Raw genomic sequence first — 18326 nt, forward strand, 5'->3', positions numbered from 1 at the left:
CGGTGCAGGGATTTATGATTGCATTGCTGGAATGTTCGATTACGATGTCCGTCATTGCCCTTCTATATATGGCGATTACCCCGCTGCTTGCGAAGACATTTACGGCAAAAGGACGTTATTATGGATGGCTGGTCATCATACTCGGATTCATTATTCCGTTCCGGCTTCATCCGCATGTCTCGGTGATTCGTCTCGATGCGCTGCTGCCTGCGCTGAAGATGTCGGACGGCGGCTCCGCCCGCCAAGCCGTGTCCGCAGCGGCGGCGTCATCAGCTATTCCGTGGCAGGCCGTCGCTGGCGGTCTGTGGCTTGCAGGAGTCGTTGTATTTCTGGCCTATCACGCCATTCGGCACCGGCGCTTTCTGCAAATGGTGACACGGTGGAGCACGGAGATTCGCGACCGGCAAGCGCTACATATGCTGCATGATGTTCAGGCGAAGCTGGGAATAAGACAGCAAGTCGCTTTGCAAGCTTGTCCCGGCATTTCCAGTCCGATGCTGCTCGGCTTTGTCCGGCCAACCATTTTGCTTCCATCCGACGACATCCTCTCAGACGAGCTTCCACTGATTTTTAAGCATGAGCTGGTACATTTGAAGCGAAGAGATTTGTGGTATAAAGCACTTGTGCTCGTAGCCGCCGCCCTCCACTGGTTCAATCCAGTCGTCTACGTCATGGCAAGAGACATCGCCCTCCAATGCGAGCTCTCCTGTGACGAAGAAGTGGTCAAAAACACGGATATCGCCGGCCGGCAACAATATGTCGAAGCCATTATCGGGATGCTAAAAAAACAGTCCGTAGCGCCAACCATATTTTCCACCAATTTTTATGGCAGCAAGCAAGGCTTGAAAAACAGGGTTCTCTCTATTTGGATACCAGAAGCAAAAAATGGGGGATGCCCATTGTTGCGCTCGTTATTGCGGCGACGCTAAGCACGGGTACGCTGTTAACGCTGAGCGCGCCGTCATCCTATCCCGTCCAACCCGCGCCTCTATCGAAGGTGGAAGCGGGTCCGATAGAGAAGCTTCCGGTGAATCATCCTCCTGAATCAACTTCTCCAGTGCATCACCTCGAAGCAAGTAAGGACAGATCTGCCTCTGAGCATGAGCTTCTTCCTAACAATGCTGCTCCACGATTAATCCAGGGAAATCAAAAGGTGGAGATGGAGGTTCCGGCTGCTGAGGGACCTAAATTAATCAAGATCGAGTAATGACCCGGCAGAACTGGCATGCTCAGGAATCAATTCTTTCTTAGTAAATCGGCTGGAAATTTCGAAGGAGGATGACATTGTGAAAAAAGCATGGCTTTTCAGGTTAGTATCTTGTCTGCTCATCGTCGTCGTGTTGGCAGCAGGCTGCTCCAATCCGAATCCGACTCCAAATCCGGGCGAATCCAATGCCGCCGGCGACGGAAATCAGAATCCGTTTGAAGCGGGTAATGAGGAAACGGTCATTCTGGGCGGTATCGGTCACGGGTTTGTCAATCCGGACTTAGATGAGAACGGAAAAATGCGTTCCTTGCGCTACGATGGCGGTGAGCTAAAAATTCCTTATTCCGTGAACGCTTCGGGAAAAGCCAAAAATGTCGGCTTTCTCGTATTTGTAGACGGGATACCGCAGCCCTATAAATTTAACACAACCGATGCGCCCTATGAATATATGCACATTTTTGAGCTGGAGGAGGATGATAAGGACACGCCGTTCACATTCGTGTTCACCCCGGTCACAGGCAAGAAGGGGGATACCCTGGGCATCAGCATCGCCAGCATGTACAATCCGGGCTTTATCCCGGATATGAAAGAGACAAGCTCGTACGGCGGCTATCACAGTACGTTGGAAGCGGGAGGAACCCTGTATTTTAACAAAGACGCGGATGCTCTTGATCCTTCCTCTATCCCGCAATATGAGTATGCAAGCGATGTCCGCCTGTCGACAGAGCCGGTGACGAAGGAACTGCTGGAAGTGCAAAGCGGCATGGAGGCCGTGGATATGGACACATTGGAGCAGCGCATGTTTAGCGATTTGTATATTGACGGCGAGGTCAAGCGCGACAACGCTAAGGTCAATGACAGCGGAGCCCTTCACGTCAGCTTCAAAATATTCGGCCATCCCGGAGTGCGGTACCGGAACACGTTATTTATCAATCATCAGGCGGTAACAAGCAAGGACGGAAGCTCCTTTGAGACGGAGCTGGCCAAGGGAGATGTGGCGGTAATCAACATGGATATTGATTTGGAAAAGCTGGACGATTTCAGCACGATTTATGTGGTGTCCGTTCCCGTGAATGCGGCCGATTTCCCCGATGATGTGATTGTTTTGCAGAAGACCTTGTCCCTCTTACTATACAAATGAATGGAGAAAAGTGTGACATGAACATGAAACGGTTGAGCGTCATATTGGCCTTATTCGTACTGCTAACCGCAGGATGCTTGCAATTCAATTCCGGCAGCGCAAATCCAACTAAGCCGGTTCAACCCGATGATCCGGCCTCCCGGACGGAAAGCAAGGGCGGGGGCGGCGCTGCGGAGCCGAGCGTTGCGGCAGACTTGAACTTGGAGAATATAGAAGGCGGCATCAAAAATATCTATTACGCGCACGGCAATCAGGTTCTCATTTCGGCTGATCAGCTCTATTTATATGATTTGGGCGCCCGGAAGATCGCAGCGTCAGCTCCGCAGCCGGCCTTCGAACGGGAAAATTATTGGGTTATTGAAAACGGATACGCGGCAGTCAGGGAAACATTGGCCAGCGGTGATGGCGGGGGCATCGTCATGACGAATGGCGCGAACCAGTATCATTGCATCTTGTACGATGCGAGCTTACAGCCGATCTCCGAGTTCGATCTCGATTCCTTGCTGGAAGGCGACGAAATGATTTTATCGTTTGAAGCGATTGCGGTGTCTGCCGATGGAAGTCACGTTGCCTATGCCACATCCGCCGGACTGTATCTCTATGATTGGAAAGCGGAAAAAAAGACAACGATTATCGATTTGGCATCGGATGACGCGGCGCCGCGTTCCGGCATAGCTGCTTTGGAGCAAATCGGATTTACCGATCAGGACAAGCGACTTGCGTTCAAGGCGCAAAGCTTTGATATCCCCGCCGTTCCGGGCAAGCCTTCCTTCGACACCTGCGGAATCGTCAATACGGATGGTTCCGGACTGTCGAATCAGACATTTGACAATTACACCTGCAAGGAACTAACGGCTTACAATAAGCATCTGTTTTTTGCCGAAGATTTTACGACGGCTACCGGAAGAATGTTGATGATGGATGCGCTGAGCGGGAAGACGAAGCTGATAACGCTGAACGACAAAAAGGAAAGCGGAAACATCGCGGGCTCTAACTCGGGACGCTATTTCGCGGCGCCGGTGTCGGCTGGAGCGGTCTGGAAAATTCGGATTTACAACACGGACACAGGCGCTGTAGAGGCCGAGCAGATCATCTCCAGTGAAGGCAAGGAGCTGTATATGGCTAATGAGCCGATCATCAGGCTGGTGGACGAGACCAGGACTTGCATTGTGTTGCTGGGCTCGAAGCAGGCCGAGATTGATACGAAAATGGTGATCAGTCAGTTTTAAATAGAAAGCGGACGCTTTCTTTGTCATTCCAAAGAAAGCTCTTACTTCTATGGGAGGGGCCAATTTGTGAAAGTAACATTTAAAGAAATTTCAAAGCAGTATAAAGGCAAATATGCATTGAAAGATTTCACCTCAGAGCTGGAGAACGGCATTTACGGGCTCCTCGGAACGAACGGCGCGGGGAAAACGACGCTGATTAATATTTTTGTCGGCATTTTAAAAAGCGATCAAGGGCAGGTCTTGATCAATGATGTGGATGTCAGGAGCATGGGGATCAACTTTTTATCCCGGATCGGTTATTTGCCTCAGTACCCGCAATTCTACAAAAATTTTGAGGTGATGGAGTTTTTACGATATATGTGCGTGCTCAAAAACATCCCCAAGGAAGAAGGCGAAAAAAGGGCGAGAGAATTATTGGATATCGTAAATTTAAGCAGCGCCTCCACCAAAAAAATCGGGGCTCTATCCGGAGGAATGCGCCAGCGCGTCGGTATCGCGCAAGCCATGCTCAATAATCCCGATATCTTAATTTTGGATGAACCGACAGCTGGTCTTGATCCGCAAGAAAGAATCCGCTTCCGGAATCTGATTACCAAATTTTCCGAGAATCGAATTGTCTTGTTGGCCACGCATATCGTGTCCGATATTGAATTTATCGCCAATCAGGTCATTCTGCTCAAAGACGGGCAGCTTTTGAAGCAGGATACGCCAGCGGCGCTCGCGGAGGGAATCGAGGGGAAGGTATGGTCGGTTACGGCCACGGATGCGACGATCGATGAGAAGCTGTCACGGCTAAAGATCAGCAATATGATGCGGGAGCGTGATGAGATTCATTTGCGGGTCATTGCCGATGAACAACCGGATGACCATGCCGTGAATGTACAGGCCAATTTGGAGGATGTCTTTCTGTACTATTTCGGAGAGGGCGAACAATGGTAAAATTAATTCTTTTTGAATGCCGCAAGCATTTCCTCAAAAAGTCAATTATTGTAGCGCTGCTTCTCTTCTCTATACTGAGTGTGGTTAAAATATACAGCATCTATGATGCCGACTCGCTGCTGTCCCCAACGTCCGATCCGGAGTGGAAGGGCCTCTATTGGGAGATGTACAAGGACTTCGGAGGAACAATCACGAACGAAAAAATCGGGAAGCTGATGTCCATTTATCGGCCTCTTGAGAACCAAACTGCCGATCGCACCGCAAGCAAGACGAACGACAATCCCAATACGTTCACGGGAAATGTGTATCGGGATTACTATTTCTTCCGCTGGTGCTTCGTCAATCCGATCGAGTATGCCTACAACTACAAAAGGTTGGCCAATGACGTCGTAACCGCCGCCAAGGACAATATGGAATTTTATAAAGCGGTCGGTAATGAATACGAGTACCGCAAAAACGCGGCCATTGCGGAACGGTTTACAGGACGAATGATAACAAATTTTTCCTATACGGAAATGTACCAATACTATGTTCATTATGATTTTTCGGCGTTTTTAGTGCTTCTGCTGTGTCTGTACGGCATCGTGAACGTCTTTGTATCCGAAAAGGAAACGGAGATGGACACCCTGTTATTGACCGCCCAATCCGGCGGGACCAGAACGGTTATGGCCAAAATTTTTGCAACGGCCATCTTTGTATGCAGCGTTTGTTTCTGGTTTTGGCTGCTTGATTTTGCGGCATTTTCCGTTATTTTTGGCTCGTGGGAAGGTGCCTTCTCCCCTCTGTACGCCATTGAGAATTTCGCAAATGCGCCGCTGAACATAAGCCTGGGCCAATACGCACTGTTATCCGGCATGGTGAAAACAGCGGGAATGCTCGTGCTCGGATTCGCGTTTTTGCTGATCTCCAGCCTTTTTAAAAATGCGTTATTGCCTTACGTGATCAGCCTGTTCGCTGGCTTTGGCTGCATTTATATGCAGGAGGCATACATGGGCTCCGGGCATGTTCTGTTCAAAATATTTAATCCGTTCATGCTGGTGGTGAATCGGGAATTGTTCCGCAACACGGAGTTTGTCAATCTGTTCGGCTTTCCCGTGCTCAGCTTTGTTCCGGCCCTGTTGATTGCGGCAGCCTGGGGGGCGATATGTGTGGCAGGCATAGCGATTGTGGTCAGGAAGAACGCTCTCTGCAGACAAGGGGGAAGACAGCGTGTCATTATTGATCTATGAGATGAAAAAGATGTTTGTCCATCAGAAGGGCTTATTATTTATCGGCCTGTTTTTCGTCTTCAGTATGGCGTCCCTGATTGTCTTTGACACGCCCTCCAACCAGGATATCGAGATGAACTCCGGGCCGTATTCTTACTACCTGGATCAAGTCAACGGACCGTACTCGGAGGATACGGAACGGTTTTTCGCCAACGAATCCAAAACAATATCCGACGCCAATATTGTGCTGCGCAAAGCATACGATAATTGGTATGACGGGAAGATTTCAGAGCAAGAATTTGAGGCCCTATCCGGTCCACTGGACAAAATCGTGCAAAATGAACGAGGCTTTAAACTGATTTATGACCAATTTGCCTATATCCGCGAACATCCGGACAACCGGTATTTTCTGTACACGAACGGCTGGAACGGGTTGTTAGCGAACGACAGTCTCGATTTCTTATTTCTTGCCTTGCTGCTGGTGATCGTGACTCCGATATTCTGCTACGAGTTCGACAGCAAAATGGATCCCATCATTCTCACTGTGCATAAAGGGACAAAGACACAGGCCATCTGCAAAGTAGGTCTGGTATCGGTGACGGTTATTATCCTATGCCTGTTGATGTCCGGTCTGCGATATTGGTTTTTCGATCTAAAATATGGCCTGGAGAATGGGAGTTATCCGCTGCAAAGCCTGTCATACTTTGGAACGTCAACAAAGAACATCTCGTTATTCGGCACTTTTCTGACGGCGACGGCTTGTAAAATATTCGGTAATCTCAGTTTTGCGATGCTGATCATGTGTGTGGCGGTGTGCATCAAAAAATATGCGCTTACCCTGTTTGCCTGTACCGCCCTGAGCCTGCTCCCTTATTACGGATTCAGTCTGGAATCCTCCAAATATTTTGTGCCGGGCCCGCTCGGGTTTATGGTTGCGACCGGTTATTTCCGAGGCAATGAATACCATCACAATATATTTACGGATCAGATGGACGTCGTGTTCCGGGAAGTCTCCGGCCCTGCTGGGCTTATCTTGTTCGCCGTCACGTTGTGTCTCAGTATCGGGATGTGGATCGTAATCCTGGTTCGGCACATGAATGTATGGGGCGCAAGGCAACGGCGCCATTGGGCGAGGCCGCTCGGTCTTTCGCTCATCCTTTGCTTTGCCGTATCCGGCCTTGCCGGCTGTGTCCCGAAGGAGAACGCGGCTAACGATGATATTTACAATTGGTCTTCCCGGCGAGCTTTTGAGAATGAGCACTACCGGTTTCATGTGGATGATACGGATCTGAATGGTAGCCGAATCGTATTCGAGGATAAAAGAACCGGCAAGACAAGAAACTTAATCCGCAACCCGCTGCAATCACTCACCAAGGTCGAGGATAGTATTTATGGCAACGGTCCTGTTGTCTACTATATGAAATATGATTACGACAAGTCGCAATTTCGGGAAGCCGTTGACAGACTCTCCATTATCGAAGTAGACACTTCGACCTTTAATGAGAGAATTGTGTTTGAAAAGAGTGTAAACACGGAAAAAAGCAATTTTTTGGGGCTCGTTCACGCGGATGAGAGCGATTTGCGCTTTTTTAACACGGTAAGCTCTTTCTTCCTGAATGACGGTAACATCTACTTCATTGGCGAGAACGAGATTAGGAAGGTCAATGCCTTTACAGGGCGCGCGAATGTTATTATCCAGTTTCCGGTCTTGCGAAGCGCCGCTTTTGACGGCCGGAATATTTATTATGTCAATGAGAAATCCGAGGTGGCGAAGTACGACACGAAGACGGATACGGCAACGGTGCTTCCCGATATTATCACGGATTATTTCGTGCTGACCGACACCGAACTGCTTTTTTTGAATCGCAAGGATCAGCAAAAAATCTATGCCATGAGCTTGAGCGATTCGGCAATCCGAAAAATAACGGATAAAACGGCGCTCGACTTTCGTTGCGACAATCAATATATTTTTTATGTCAATAAGGCGGATCTGAAAAAATACCGTATCGACCGGGATGGGCGCAATGACTCGCTTTTCCTGGAGTAGCTTAGACCGCTGTGCCAATGCCAACACGGTAACGGGCAGAATGTTCACCGAGGACGGGCGCCTCCCCAAAAAAAGAAGCAGGCTCTTAAGAAACAGTCTACACTGGGTCTTAAGAGTTTTTTGTATTTAAAGGATCATTTCTTGCTAAAGCGTGATGCGCGATTGAACGTTCGGACAGACTGAAACGTAATATGAGTACTTCACCTGATGTCAAGAGAGAAGGGGGGCGGGCAGGACGTGGATCAGGAGCAGGAATGGATTCGGCGAGCCGTCCGCGGCGATACCGATGCGTTGGCACATTTACTGCATCGACACTATTTCTTTTTACACAAATACATGTTGAAGCTGACGATGAACCCGAGCGTGGCGGAAGATGTCGTGCAGGACACGATGGTTCGCTGCCTAGAGAAAATACACACGTATAACGGGAAAATGAAGTTTTCGTCGTGGCTCATCATGATCGGCTCGCGGCTGTACATCGACATGCTGCGGAGGAAGAAGGTGGAGCAGCGTTGGCAGGAAGCGGAGCAGAAGCAGGCAGCTCGCCAGCTTCGTTATTATATGGAATCGAGCAATGTCGAATGGTCGCTGCTGCTTGAACAACTGGGAGCGTTGACGGCCGAGCAGCGCGCACCGATTGTGCTTAAGCATTATTACGGCTATTCGATTCCCGAGATCGCGGCCATGTTGAACGTGAATGAAGGCACTGTCAAATCCCGAATCCATTACGGATTGGCGAAGCTGCGGAAGGAGTGGAGCAAAGATGAACAAGCGCAATAAGAAGAAGCTGAATATCCCGATGATTGCCGAGCCGGGGAATAACAAGACGCATCCGGCGCCTGCGGAATGGGAGGCTGACGCCGACTCGCTGCGAAGGCTGCACCAAGCATGGGCCAGTCTGGATCAGGCAAGCGAGCGGAATGCCGAGATTCCGGATGTGGAACAACTGCAGCGCATGCTGCACAGCCGCTCCCGGCGCAATCGCAGCCGGCTGTGGAAGGAGCTGCTTCTGCTCTGGGGGGCGGCCTGCATTCTCGTCGGCGGGGGCTTGTCGCTGGCCATGACAGATTGGCGCGCCTTTGCGGGCTTCCAGGCAGCCGCTCTGTTGGGCGGGGTGATGTTCTGTCTAGTGAAGTCGCCGCTTCGCGCTTCGGAAGAAGGTGAGCGCGAATGAAACGGCATTATACAGTCGCCGAAGTTCCGTGGTGGCTATGGGCTCTCATTGCGGTTATCCTGCTTGTGCAAGGCACATGGCTGTTCCTGGATGCCCGCAAGCGGGGAAAATATCCGTGGTTCTGGGGAATATGGGGCTTCACAGGCACGCCGACGCCGCTCTTGTGCTATTTGTTGTTCGTAGTGAAGCCTTGGCGGAAGAAGCGCAACTGAGATCGCCTGCATACGCAAGCATTGCTGCACGGCTCTGCTCGGGCCGAACGGAGCCGGAAAGACGACGACGCTGCATATGCTCGCCGGGCTTATCCGGCCGACATCCGGCGAAGTGCGGCTGCTGCGAGAGGACGGGACGGCCGCGGCGGGAGATTTGCGCCGATGGGTAGGCTTTCTGTCCCAGACGCCCGCCTTCTATGGCTGGATGAGCGGAAGCGAGTGGCTCGTCTATCATGCTGAATTGTGCGGGATGCCCCGCAAGTTAGCGCGGTCGGCGGCGTCGCAATGGCTGGAGAAGGTCGGGCTCGCTGATGCGGGGCGCCGCCGCATCAGCGGATACTCGGGAGGGATGAAGCAGCGGCTCGGCATTGCCCAAGCGCTGATCGGGACCCCGAAGCCGGTCATTCTGGACGAGCCGGCCGGTTGACCGTCGAGGTCGAGCCGCATCCTGCCGCGCTCGATTGGCTGCGGCGTTGGGCAGGGAAGCCGGAAGTGGAGCACAGCCGCATCGCCCGGGGGCGGGCGGAATTCACGGTGCGCAGCATAGGCGAGGCGCGCCGCGCGATGCTGACGGAGGCGGCGGACATGGATATTCCTCTTCTCCGGCTGGAATGTGGCGTAATGAGTCTGGAAGCCATGTTCATGGAGGCGATGATCTCATGAGCCGATGGCATGTGCTTGCGCGGAAAGAATGGCTGGAAATGTTCGCAGCTACAAATTGCTCTGGGTACCGCTTGTATTCATTGTGCTAGGCATCAGCCAGCCTCTCGTGATGAAGTTCCTGCCCGACATTCTGGCATGGTCGGGAAGCATGCCGCAAGGAATGAATATGGCTTTCCCGGAACTGCAGGCGGGAGAGATTATGGCGCAGATGCTGATCCAGTCCGGAACGGTAGGTCTTCTCGTTCTCGTATTGTCGCAGATGTCATCCATCTCGGGCGAGATCCATACCGGCACTGCCGGTGCCGTCCTAGTCCGCCCAGTTTGTTACGGGGCTTTTATCGCTTCGAAATGGTTAGGAGCCACAACGCTGACCTTGGTATCCTTCCTGTGCGGATATGGGGCGGGCTGGTATTATACGGTGCTGTTGTTCGGACCTGTGCCGGTGCAGAGGGTGTGGCGGCCGGAGCCGGCTACGCCCTGTGGATGCTCTTCGCAAGCAGCGTTACGCTGCTAATGAGCAGCTGTGTGCACAGCGGAGCGGCGTCTGCGGGCCTGACTCTGGCGCTTGTGCTGCTATTGTCGCTTCTCCAGAGCTGGCGCGTTCCAGGCGCCAGCTACTTGCCTTCGGCTCTGCCTGCTGATGCGGCCGCTCAACTGATGCCGGGCGCCCGGGCCGAATCATTCGGCGGGGCGATCGCTGTTGCCATCGTCCTTAGCATCGGGTGCGCGATCTTGGCGGTCATCCTGCTGCAGAACCGGAACAGCCTTCTCCCGGATGGCCGTTGATGTCTTCGAAGACGCTTCTGCGGCAAAAATGGTATAACATCCCCCTCTATTGGGTCACACTATGGATAAAAAAGTAAGAGGGGATTGTCATGACTCGAGAACATCGTTCCCATTCCCGGTTCTATTTTCGAGTGAAGCAATGGAAACAGGATATCCGCCGCATGAAAGGCCCGATCTGGTGGCTTGTCGCTATTGTACTATTTTTTGGTGCTCTGACCTTAGGTATTCGCATGTCGATGGAGATCCGGCAGCTTATGTACGAGCGGGAGACGCCCATTTCGATGGAGACGTTCGCGCTGATGCAGGACGATGAGTTCGCGAGGCTGCATGATTCTTCCCGCCTGGTGCTGAATCAGCTGCTTCAGCAGGACGATCGGAAGCGCGAAGTCATTCACCGCCAGCAATTCATTTGCGGCCAGCGGGAAGAGACGATGGGCAAGCATACTTCGGCTGGTATCATTCAATTGATGCTGAATCATCCGGAGTGGGGCGCTATGATGGATGACGCTGGCCGGGTCATCATGGAGGAACAGATCGAGGAAATGTCCGATCGCTGCAAGGATGCCCGCATCAGTCTCGACGAGGACGGGAATCTGACGCTGTACGAAGGCCCGCCTGCGGAGAAAAAAGTGATACGGACCTTTTTCCAAATTGATATTGAATCGATGGAGAGCGCGCTGCCTCCGAATGTGCTTCAGCAGCTGTATGACGGCATTCTGATTACGGATACCGACGAATACCACAGCGTGCTGTCCACCTTCAGCGATTATGCAGTGGAAGCCTCGCAGAAAGTGATGAAGCCGGCGGAGGAGGATAATTGACCGCCGGATATTTTACGAATGAGGGTTGTCCCCAAAGTAGTATGCAACTGCATGGAGACAACCCCCTATTTTCAAAACTCAATTCGCCTTTTTACGAAGGGGTGGAGATGCCCATTACCTAATCAAAACTTGGCGCGGAGAGCGTTTTAAGTCGATTTTTCCTACCGAGAGACGAGATCCACCATATAAAAAATGAAGCGGCGAAAATTCCTATGGACTTCTTAACGGCCTGATTTTACGGGATCCAAGAGACCGCGTCGGATCCTGGGGGGCATCATCGCCTTCAGGAGGCATCGTCGCCTTCTGGAGGCATCGTCGCCTTAAGGAGGCAGCATCGCCTTAAGGAGGCAGCATCGCCCTCAAGAGGCATCGTCGCCTTGGAGGCATCGTTGCCTCCTGGGGCTTGAACGTGTGGAGGGAATTGCTGCTATTTTACAGGAATTTCGGCTCAATGAGTCCACATCCCAGGGAATTGCTGCAAATCTACATCAATTTAGGCCCTTTTGCTTCAAGCCGAAGCGAAACGGGTGAAATTCCTGCAGTTTTGCAGGATTCACTTTCTGGTAAAGTCGTCCATATCGAATTGCTGTATTTGCGTAGGATTTCGCTTACCGAATAGGCGTAGAGATCGTGCAGTTTTGCAGATTTCGCTTTACCGAATAGGCGTGTCTGGAGATCGTGCAGTTTTGCGCATTTCTCCTACCGGATAGACGTGTCTAGGGGAATGGTGCAGTTTTCAGGCCGTTGGAAAACCCCTGTTTTTACGAAGGGGTGGAGATTGTCCATTTTCCTACTCAAAACTCGCACCCATAGCGTTTTAAATCGATTTTTTCTACGTAGAGACGAGATCCACTACTTGAAGTGTCAAAAAATCCCTTGTACTTTCTCGACAGCCTGACTTTTACAGGAATTTCATCAAATCGCTTAAAGAGAAGTCATTGCTGCATCCACGCAGGATTTAATTGTTTGATCCCCTTCCGCCGTAGTGCGCGCCGCCCGCCCTTTTTCCGATCTGTACAGTATTATATGAGCATTCTTTTTCCGATCTGACAGTTTTATCGAGCATTTCCTTTTTCCGCATCCGCATTCTCTGTTGACTCGTCGCCTCAATCATTTGCAATGCCAATGAGCCCCCCTATTTTTTGTTCGCTGCGGTGGAATGATAAGAATCGTCTGATTCCAAGGAAGGAGAATGCGCATGGATATCGTGCTGATGCTCCTCATTGTACTGACGGCGACCAAGCTGGCCGGCGACTTGACGGTAAGGCTCGGCCAGCCTTCGGTGCTGGGGAAGCTGATCGTCGGCATCATTCTCGGCCCTGCAGTGCTTGGCTGGGTGACCAATGGAGAGATCGTTCGCGACATGGCCGAGGTCGGCGTCATTCTGCTCATGTTCATCGCCGGCCTGGAGACCGATCTCGACCAATTGAAGCAGAACTGGAAGGCCTCGGTCGCCGTCGCGCTCGGCGGCATTATTTTGCCCTTCATCGGCGGGTATTTGGGAGGGACAGCGCTCGGGATGGATCAAGGACAGTCGCTATTCATCGGGCTGCTGCTGTGTGCCACTTCCGTCAGCATCTCGGTTCAGACGCTGAAGGATCTGGGACAGCTCAGCTCCAGGGAAGGAACGACGATTCTCGGAGCCGCCGTCGTCGATGATGTGCTCGTCGTCATCCTGCTGGCCTTCATGCTGAGCTTTCTCGGAGCGGGGGCGGAGCAAGCTTCCCTCGGATGGATTGTCGGCAAGAAAGCGATTTTCTTCGCCGGGGCGATTGCCGCGGGCATCTTTGCCGTTCCCCTCCTGATGAGATGGCTCGCTCCATTGAAGGTGAGCGAAGCGGTCATCAGCGGGGCGCTCATCATCTGCTTCGCCTTCTCTTATGCTGCGGAGCAATTGGGGGTTGCCGGCATTATCGGCGCGTTCGCCGCCGGCATCGCCATCTCGCAGACCGACTTCAAGCAGGAGGTAGAGCATCGGCTGGAGCCGATCGCTTACGGAATTTTTGTGCCGGTCTTCTTCGTCAGCGTCGGATTGGAGGTCACCTTCGCCGGGCTGGGCCAGCATATTGGGTTTATGCTGCTATTTTCGCTTATCGCGATTGCCACTAAGCTGTTCGGCTGCATGCTGGGGGCGCGCATGACGGGCTTCGGCCGCCGCAGCGCGTTCGGCATCGGGTCGGGGATGGTATCCCGCGGCGAGGTTGCCCTCATCATCGCCACCGCCGGACTGGAGGGGGCGCTGTTCAACCCCGCCCTGTTCACGCCCCTCGTCATCGTCATCATCGTGACGACGCTCGTCACGCCGCCGATGCTCAAATTGGCCTTTCGGCAGGGCGCAAAGCACTCCTGACGGAAGACCCGGCGATCGGCTGGCGGTCCGCGGCTTCTGTTCGTCACGTCCCCATTCGAGCCTGGGAATAGCGCGGAAAGACTCATTCTCTTCCTTTCGATCTGTGTTATAATGGAGTGAACACATATGTTCGCCAGACATACACGGAATCGTTAGGGAGAGATTTTTTTTGCGAATATTAGGAATTGACCCGGGCATTGCCATTGTAGGCTTCGGATTTGTGGACAAAATCGGCAACAAGGTCATTCCCGTGCAATATGGCTGTATTCAGACCGATTCGGCCACCGCTCCGGAGATCCGGCTGCTTCAAGTGTTCGAAGCGGCGGAGGAATTGCTGGATCGCTATAAGCCGGACGCGATGGCGATAGAGAAGTTGTTCTTCAACCGCAACGTGACGAATGCCTTCAGCGTAGGACAAGCCCGCGGCGTCGTCATCCTCGCAGCCGCGAAGCGGGGCATTCCGATCGGGGAGTACACCCCGATGCAGGTGAAGCAGGCGGTTGTCGGTTACGGCAACGCCGAGAAGAGACAGGTGCAGGAAATGGTGCGGCTGCTGCTGAAGCTGAAGGCGATACCGAAGCCGGATGATGTGGCGGACGCCTTGGCCGTGGCGCTATGCCATGCGCATTCCAGCGGATTACATGACAAATTGAACGGAGTATTGCGTCCATGATTGATTTTGTTCGCGGACCGGTGGTCCATTTGGAAGCCGATTATGTCGTATTGGATGTTCAAGGGATCGGTTATCGCATATATACGCCAAACCCGTACGGGTTTGCGAAGTCGGAAGCGGCAGTAACCGTATATACGCACCATCATGTGAGGGAAGACGCGATTCTGCTGTTCGGATTCGCGTCGCGGCAGGAGCAGAAGCTGTTCCGCCGCCTGATTGAAGTTAGCGGTGTCGGGCCGAAGGTCGCGCTCGGCATTTTGAGCGCAGGGAAGCCGGATTCGGTCGTGGCGGCGATTCAGCAGGAGAACTATTCGTTCCTGACGAAGCTGCCCGGAATCGGGAAGAAGACGGCTCAGCGCATCGTGCTTGATTTGAAGGACAAGCTGGACGGCATGGGCTGGGACATGGAGCCGGGGTCGCTGTTCGCAGAAGTGCAGACGATCGGGGACGACCGGGAAGCCGGGGCGTGGGACGAAGCCCGCGAAGCGCTGAAGGCGCTTGGTTACAGGGAAGTCGAGCTGGATCGGGTCTGGAACGATCTCCAGCATCGCGTCCATGCGGACGAGACGGTCGACTCGCTCATGAAGAAGGCGCTGCAATTGCTGTTCACAGGGTAAGGAGAGGCGGTACAGATGGAAGAACGCATCATTTCAGCCAATTATATGATGGAGGATCAGGCGGTCGAGTTGAGCCTGCGTCCGCGTTATTTGTCTGAATACATAGGGCAGAACCAGGTGAAGGACAATCTCAAAATATTCATCGAAGCGGCCAAAATGCGCAAGGAAGCGCTCGATCACGTGCTGCTGTACGGTCCGCCCGGATTGGGGAAGACGACACTGTCCAACATTATCGCCAACGAGATGGGCGTCAACATCCGCACGACTTCCGGTCCGGCCATCGAGCGGCCGGGCGACTTGGCGGCCTTGCTGACCAATCTGCAGGAAGGCGATGTGTTGTTCATCGATGAGATCCACCGGCTTCACCGGACGGTGGAGGAAGTGCTGTATCCGGCGATGGAGGATTTCGCGCTGGATATCATTATCGGCAAAGGCCCGAGCGCGCGCTCCGTTCGCCTCGATCTGCCCAGCTTCACCCTTATCGGGGCGACGACGCGGGCAGGACTGCTCTCGGCGCCGCTTCGCGATCGCTTCGGCGTCGTTAGCCGGCTGGAGTATTACAGCAAGGACGAGCTCAGCTTCATCGTGAGCCGCGCCGCCGATATTTTGGACGTCCAGATTACTGGCGACGCCAGCGACGAGATCGCGATCCGCTCACGGGGCACTCCGCGGATTGCGAACCGGCTCTTGAAGCGGGTGCGCGACTTCGCTCAAGTGCGCGGCGACGGGATTATTACGCCCGTATTGGCAGGGGAAGCGCTGCGCTTGATCCAGGTCGATGCCCTTGGCCTCGACGCGATCGATCACAAGATGCTTCAAGCGATGATCTCCCATTTCCGCGGCGGTCCGGTCGGACTGGATACGATTGCTGCGACCATCGGAGAGGAGAGCCAGACGATCGAAGATGTATATGAACCATATCTGCTGCAGATCGGATTTTTGCAGCGGACACCCCGAGGGCGCATGGTTACCCATCAGGCCTATCACCATCTAGGATTACCCATTCCAGAGAAATAAATTCAATCGACATCGATTTTGAGCATGTTTCCAAGCAGAATTTTGAACGACATCTACCAGACACGACGAGCAGGAAGGGGAACAGAAGAGTATGACTACCACCTACCGGAATGTGATTCGAAGAACCGTCACTGGCGCCGTAGCAGGCACGCTGTTGCTCGGTGGAGCCGCAATGCTGCCTGCGGGGGGCTTCCCTGCGGCGCCGATTGTAGCCTTTGCAGATAACGGACAACCAGCCAAGGCTGGAGCCCAATCACCGGAGCAGAGCGTATCCCAACCGATTCGTGTCGCATTATTTGCCGATTTGGGCAGCCGTTCACCTGGCCAGACGCCTCAGGTGACCCTGAATTCGACCGTTGGGCTTCAGATCGGAGCCCGTGGAGCCGGGACGTCCGGAGCGTTGAGGGCAGACGGGACAATCCGCTTCAGTGCGGATGATTACAAAATCAAGCTGTATGAATCGAAGAACAAGGCAGCCGCTATGGCGGTGCTGAAGCAGGCGGAGGCGAACAACACCGCCGTCATGACTGAATTCAGCCGCCGCGGGGCGACATTCTATGCGGTCCATGCAGGCAGCTATCCGACCGAGAAGGCGGCCGGACAGGCGCTTGAACGCACGATGGCCGATCAAGCCCTGATGGAGCTGGTGCAGGATTATAAGCCCGCATTAGCCGGGCCGAATTACTTGCAGGCAGGAACCTATTCGTCCGAGAAAGAGGCGGCATCGGCGTTGAAGACGCTGCTGGATGCCGATATCGACGCCTACCTCGTTACGATGCTGGATAACGGGAAGAGCCGGGTAGCGGTATGGGCCGGACAAGCGGCCTCGGCAGCCGATTTGGGCGGCACGAAGCAGAAAATAGCCAGCACCTCCTTGACTGCCGTCACTCCGCAGGGGGAAGGCGCGCTTATACATATGAAGGAAGCCGGCGAAGCAAAGACGATCATGCATTACCGCGTGAACGGCGACGCCAAATGGATGGTGTCGGCGAGCACTTCAAGCACGATCCAGGTAACAGAGCGTTATGGCCGGGCCTATCGCGGCGATATGGAGATCAGTCTGCATAAAGATAAGCTGGCGCTCGTCAATGAGGTTCCGCTGGAGCAATATTTGGTATCTGTCGTGGGAGGCGAGGTGTACGCCGAATGGCCCCAGGATGCGCTGAAGGCTCAGGCGGTCGCAGCCCGGACGTTCGCGCTCTTCCAGAACGGCAAGTTCGAGATTGCCAATGTGGTGGATACGACGTTAAGCCAGGCGTACTTCGGCGTAGAGAAGGAGCATGACAATATCCGCAAAGCCGTCGAAGCGACGGCAGGGGAAGTGCTCATGCAGGATGGGAAGCTGATTGAAGCCATCTTCCACTCCAATGCCGGAGGGAAGACCGCCGATCCGAGCGAGATCTGGGGCGGAGAGTATGGTTACTTCCAGGTCGTAGACAGCCCCGACGAAGGGGTGCTCGAAGGCAAAAAATCATGGTTCCAGGTCATCTTGCCGGACGGGAAGAGCGGTTATGTGCGGGAAGATGTCGTTCGTCCGGTCAACCGCAATAATGAAGCGGGCTTCGAGCAGGTTACCGCGATTGAGGACGGAACCAACGTAAGGCCGATCCCGGCTATCCAATCGAATGTCGCTCCCGTAGCCAAGGTGAACCAAGGGACGGAGATGACCGTCATTGACACGGTGCCGGAATCAACCGAGATGAATTGGATTCGCGGGCCTTATACTTCTTCCCAGATTACGGCCTGGCTCAAGGATCGGACCAAGACGGAGCTGACCGGACCGGTGACGAGCTTGGAGATTACCGAGCGCGGACCTTCCGGGCGCGTGACCAAGGTCGAGGCGAACGGCGTTCCCGTTGGAGTTAGCTACCCGGACAACTTCCGGAGCGCGTTCGGCGGCTTGCCGAGCACGCTGTTCGATATCGTGCCGGCCGGAACCGACGCTGTGGTTGGCGCGGACGGGAAGTTGAAGGAGACGAAGCTGGCCGGCTCGGCAGCCCAGGGCTCCGGCAGCGGCAGCAGTTCGCCTTTGCCGGCGGGATCGGTCGCCGTTGACGGCAAGGGCAAGGCGGAAGTGCTGTCGAAGGAGCCGTCCTTCCTGTTCGTCGGACGCGGCAACGGGCATGGCGTCGGCATGTCGCAATGGGGCGCGAAGGGTCTGGCCGACCAAGGGTATGACTACGAAGCAATCTTGAAATACTACTATAAAAACGTAGATTTAGTGAAACGGTAGGGCATAACT

General features: G+C 53.7%; 19 protein-coding genes. All 19 read left to right on the plus strand.

Going from position 1 to position 18326, the window contains the following annotated elements:
* Positions 1-2: 2 nt before the first annotated feature.
* The 19 genes from FLT43_RS24485 (at position 3) to FLT43_RS24575 (ending at position 18317) form a co-directional block, all read left to right on the plus strand.
* Complete coding sequence (locus FLT43_RS24485) at positions 3-929, plus strand: M56 family metallopeptidase (RefSeq protein WP_087441655.1); 927 nt, start codon at positions 3-5, stop codon at positions 927-929.
* Between the two features lie 357 nt (positions 930-1286).
* Positions 1287-2348 carry a beta-glucanase/beta-glucan synthetase gene (locus tag FLT43_RS24490; protein ID WP_087441654.1) on the plus strand — a complete coding sequence of 354 codons (1062 nt, stop codon included), beginning with the start codon at positions 1287-1289 and terminating at the stop codon, positions 2346-2348.
* 17 nt (positions 2349-2365) lie between these two features.
* Entirely contained in the window at positions 2366-3577 is a 1212-nt protein-coding gene (locus FLT43_RS24495; protein WP_087441653.1) for a transcriptional regulator, read from the plus strand.
* A gap of 66 nt (positions 3578-3643) precedes the next feature.
* Positions 3644-4516: an ABC transporter ATP-binding protein gene (locus FLT43_RS24500; protein WP_087441652.1), complete on the plus strand. Its 873-nt coding sequence runs from the start codon at positions 3644-3646 to the stop codon at positions 4514-4516.
* Positions 4510-5745 (plus strand): ABC-2 transporter permease, encoded by a 1236-nt coding sequence (locus FLT43_RS24505; RefSeq protein WP_087441651.1) that lies wholly within the window; start codon positions 4510-4512, stop codon positions 5743-5745. The genes FLT43_RS24500 and FLT43_RS24505 overlap by 7 nt, the downstream gene beginning before the upstream one ends.
* Positions 5726-7771: a DUF5050 domain-containing protein gene (locus FLT43_RS24510; RefSeq protein ID WP_244194120.1), complete on the plus strand. Its 2046-nt coding sequence runs from the start codon at positions 5726-5728 to the stop codon at positions 7769-7771. The genes FLT43_RS24505 and FLT43_RS24510 overlap by 20 nt, the downstream gene beginning before the upstream one ends.
* Positions 7772-7978: 207 nt before the next feature.
* Entirely contained in the window at positions 7979-8551 is a 573-nt protein-coding gene (sigY, locus tag FLT43_RS24515; protein ID WP_164776651.1) for an RNA polymerase sigma factor SigY, read from the plus strand.
* A complete protein-coding gene (locus FLT43_RS24520) occupies positions 8535-8945 on the plus strand; it encodes a YxlC family protein (protein WP_087441649.1) in 411 nt (136 codons plus the stop codon). The genes sigY and FLT43_RS24520 overlap by 17 nt, the downstream gene beginning before the upstream one ends.
* Entirely contained in the window at positions 8942-9157 is a 216-nt protein-coding gene (locus tag FLT43_RS24525) for a sigmaY antisigma factor component (protein WP_087441648.1), read from the plus strand. The genes FLT43_RS24520 and FLT43_RS24525 overlap by 4 nt, the downstream gene beginning before the upstream one ends.
* Before the next feature lie 70 nt (positions 9158-9227).
* Entirely contained in the window at positions 9228-9584 is a 357-nt protein-coding gene (locus FLT43_RS24530; protein ID WP_326051732.1) for an ABC transporter ATP-binding protein, read from the plus strand.
* Positions 9581-9820 (plus strand): hypothetical protein, encoded by a 240-nt coding sequence (locus tag FLT43_RS24535; RefSeq protein WP_087441646.1) that lies wholly within the window; start codon positions 9581-9583, stop codon positions 9818-9820. The genes FLT43_RS24530 and FLT43_RS24535 overlap by 4 nt, the downstream gene beginning before the upstream one ends.
* A 28-nt stretch (positions 9821-9848) precedes the next feature.
* On the plus strand, positions 9849-10334 hold the full coding sequence (locus tag FLT43_RS24540) for an ABC transporter permease subunit (RefSeq protein ID WP_127510977.1): 486 nt from the start codon (positions 9849-9851) through the stop codon (positions 10332-10334).
* Entirely contained in the window at positions 10334-10606 is a 273-nt protein-coding gene (locus FLT43_RS24545) for a hypothetical protein (RefSeq protein WP_087441644.1), read from the plus strand. The genes FLT43_RS24540 and FLT43_RS24545 overlap by 1 nt, the downstream gene beginning before the upstream one ends.
* Positions 10607-10695: 89 nt before the next feature.
* Positions 10696-11427 carry a BofC C-terminal domain-containing protein gene (locus FLT43_RS24550; protein WP_087441643.1) on the plus strand — a complete coding sequence of 244 codons (732 nt, stop codon included), beginning with the start codon at positions 10696-10698 and terminating at the stop codon, positions 11425-11427.
* A 1198-nt stretch (positions 11428-12625) separates the two neighbouring features.
* Positions 12626-13777: a cation:proton antiporter gene (locus FLT43_RS24555; protein ID WP_087441642.1), complete on the plus strand. Its 1152-nt coding sequence runs from the start codon at positions 12626-12628 to the stop codon at positions 13775-13777.
* A 169-nt stretch (positions 13778-13946) separates the two neighbouring features.
* Positions 13947-14450: a crossover junction endodeoxyribonuclease RuvC gene (gene ruvC / locus FLT43_RS24560; RefSeq protein ID WP_006679765.1), complete on the plus strand. Its 504-nt coding sequence runs from the start codon at positions 13947-13949 to the stop codon at positions 14448-14450.
* Positions 14447-15067, plus strand: a complete 621-nt coding sequence (gene ruvA, locus FLT43_RS24565; protein WP_087441641.1) for a Holliday junction branch migration protein RuvA — start codon at positions 14447-14449, stop codon at positions 15065-15067. The genes ruvC and ruvA overlap by 4 nt, the downstream gene beginning before the upstream one ends.
* A 15-nt stretch (positions 15068-15082) precedes the next feature.
* Complete coding sequence (ruvB, locus tag FLT43_RS24570) at positions 15083-16084, plus strand: Holliday junction branch migration DNA helicase RuvB (protein WP_087441640.1); 1002 nt, start codon at positions 15083-15085, stop codon at positions 16082-16084.
* 91 nt (positions 16085-16175) lie between these two features.
* On the plus strand, positions 16176-18317 hold the full coding sequence (locus FLT43_RS24575) for a SpoIID/LytB domain-containing protein (protein ID WP_087441639.1): 2142 nt from the start codon (positions 16176-16178) through the stop codon (positions 18315-18317).
* Positions 18318-18326 lie beyond the last annotated feature (9 nt).

Origin of the sequence: Paenibacillus thiaminolyticus (assembly GCF_007066085.1) — a bacterium.
In the GTDB taxonomy this organism is placed as follows: Bacteria; Bacillota; Bacilli; order Paenibacillales; family Paenibacillaceae; genus Paenibacillus_B; species Paenibacillus_B thiaminolyticus.

Bases quoted from the DNA above. Each gene is read 5' to 3' on its own strand.
- FLT43_RS24495 (WP_087441653.1), top strand. From the start codon at position 2,366: ATGAACATGAAACGGTTGAGCGTCATATTGGCCTTATTCGTACTGCTA.
- FLT43_RS24505 (WP_087441651.1), top strand. From the start codon at position 4,510: ATGGTAAAATTAATTCTTTTTGAATGCCGCAAGCATTTCCTCAAAAAG.
- sigY (WP_164776651.1), top strand. From the start codon at position 7,979: ATGTCAAGAGAGAAGGGGGGCGGGCAGGACGTGGATCAGGAGCAGGAA.
- FLT43_RS24520 (WP_087441649.1), top strand. From the start codon at position 8,535: ATGAACAAGCGCAATAAGAAGAAGCTGAATATCCCGATGATTGCCGAG.
- FLT43_RS24525 (WP_087441648.1), top strand. From the start codon at position 8,942: ATGAAACGGCATTATACAGTCGCCGAAGTTCCGTGGTGGCTATGGGCT.
- FLT43_RS24540 (WP_127510977.1), top strand. From the start codon at position 9,849: ATGGCTGGAAATGTTCGCAGCTACAAATTGCTCTGGGTACCGCTTGTA.
- FLT43_RS24545 (WP_087441644.1), top strand. From the start codon at position 10,334: ATGAGCAGCTGTGTGCACAGCGGAGCGGCGTCTGCGGGCCTGACTCTG.
- FLT43_RS24550 (WP_087441643.1), top strand. From the start codon at position 10,696: ATGACTCGAGAACATCGTTCCCATTCCCGGTTCTATTTTCGAGTGAAG.
- FLT43_RS24555 (WP_087441642.1), top strand. From the start codon at position 12,626: ATGGATATCGTGCTGATGCTCCTCATTGTACTGACGGCGACCAAGCTG.
- ruvA (WP_087441641.1), top strand. From the start codon at position 14,447: ATGATTGATTTTGTTCGCGGACCGGTGGTCCATTTGGAAGCCGATTAT.
- ruvB (WP_087441640.1), top strand. From the start codon at position 15,083: ATGGAAGAACGCATCATTTCAGCCAATTATATGATGGAGGATCAGGCG.
- FLT43_RS24575 (WP_087441639.1), top strand. From the start codon at position 16,176: ATGACTACCACCTACCGGAATGTGATTCGAAGAACCGTCACTGGCGCC.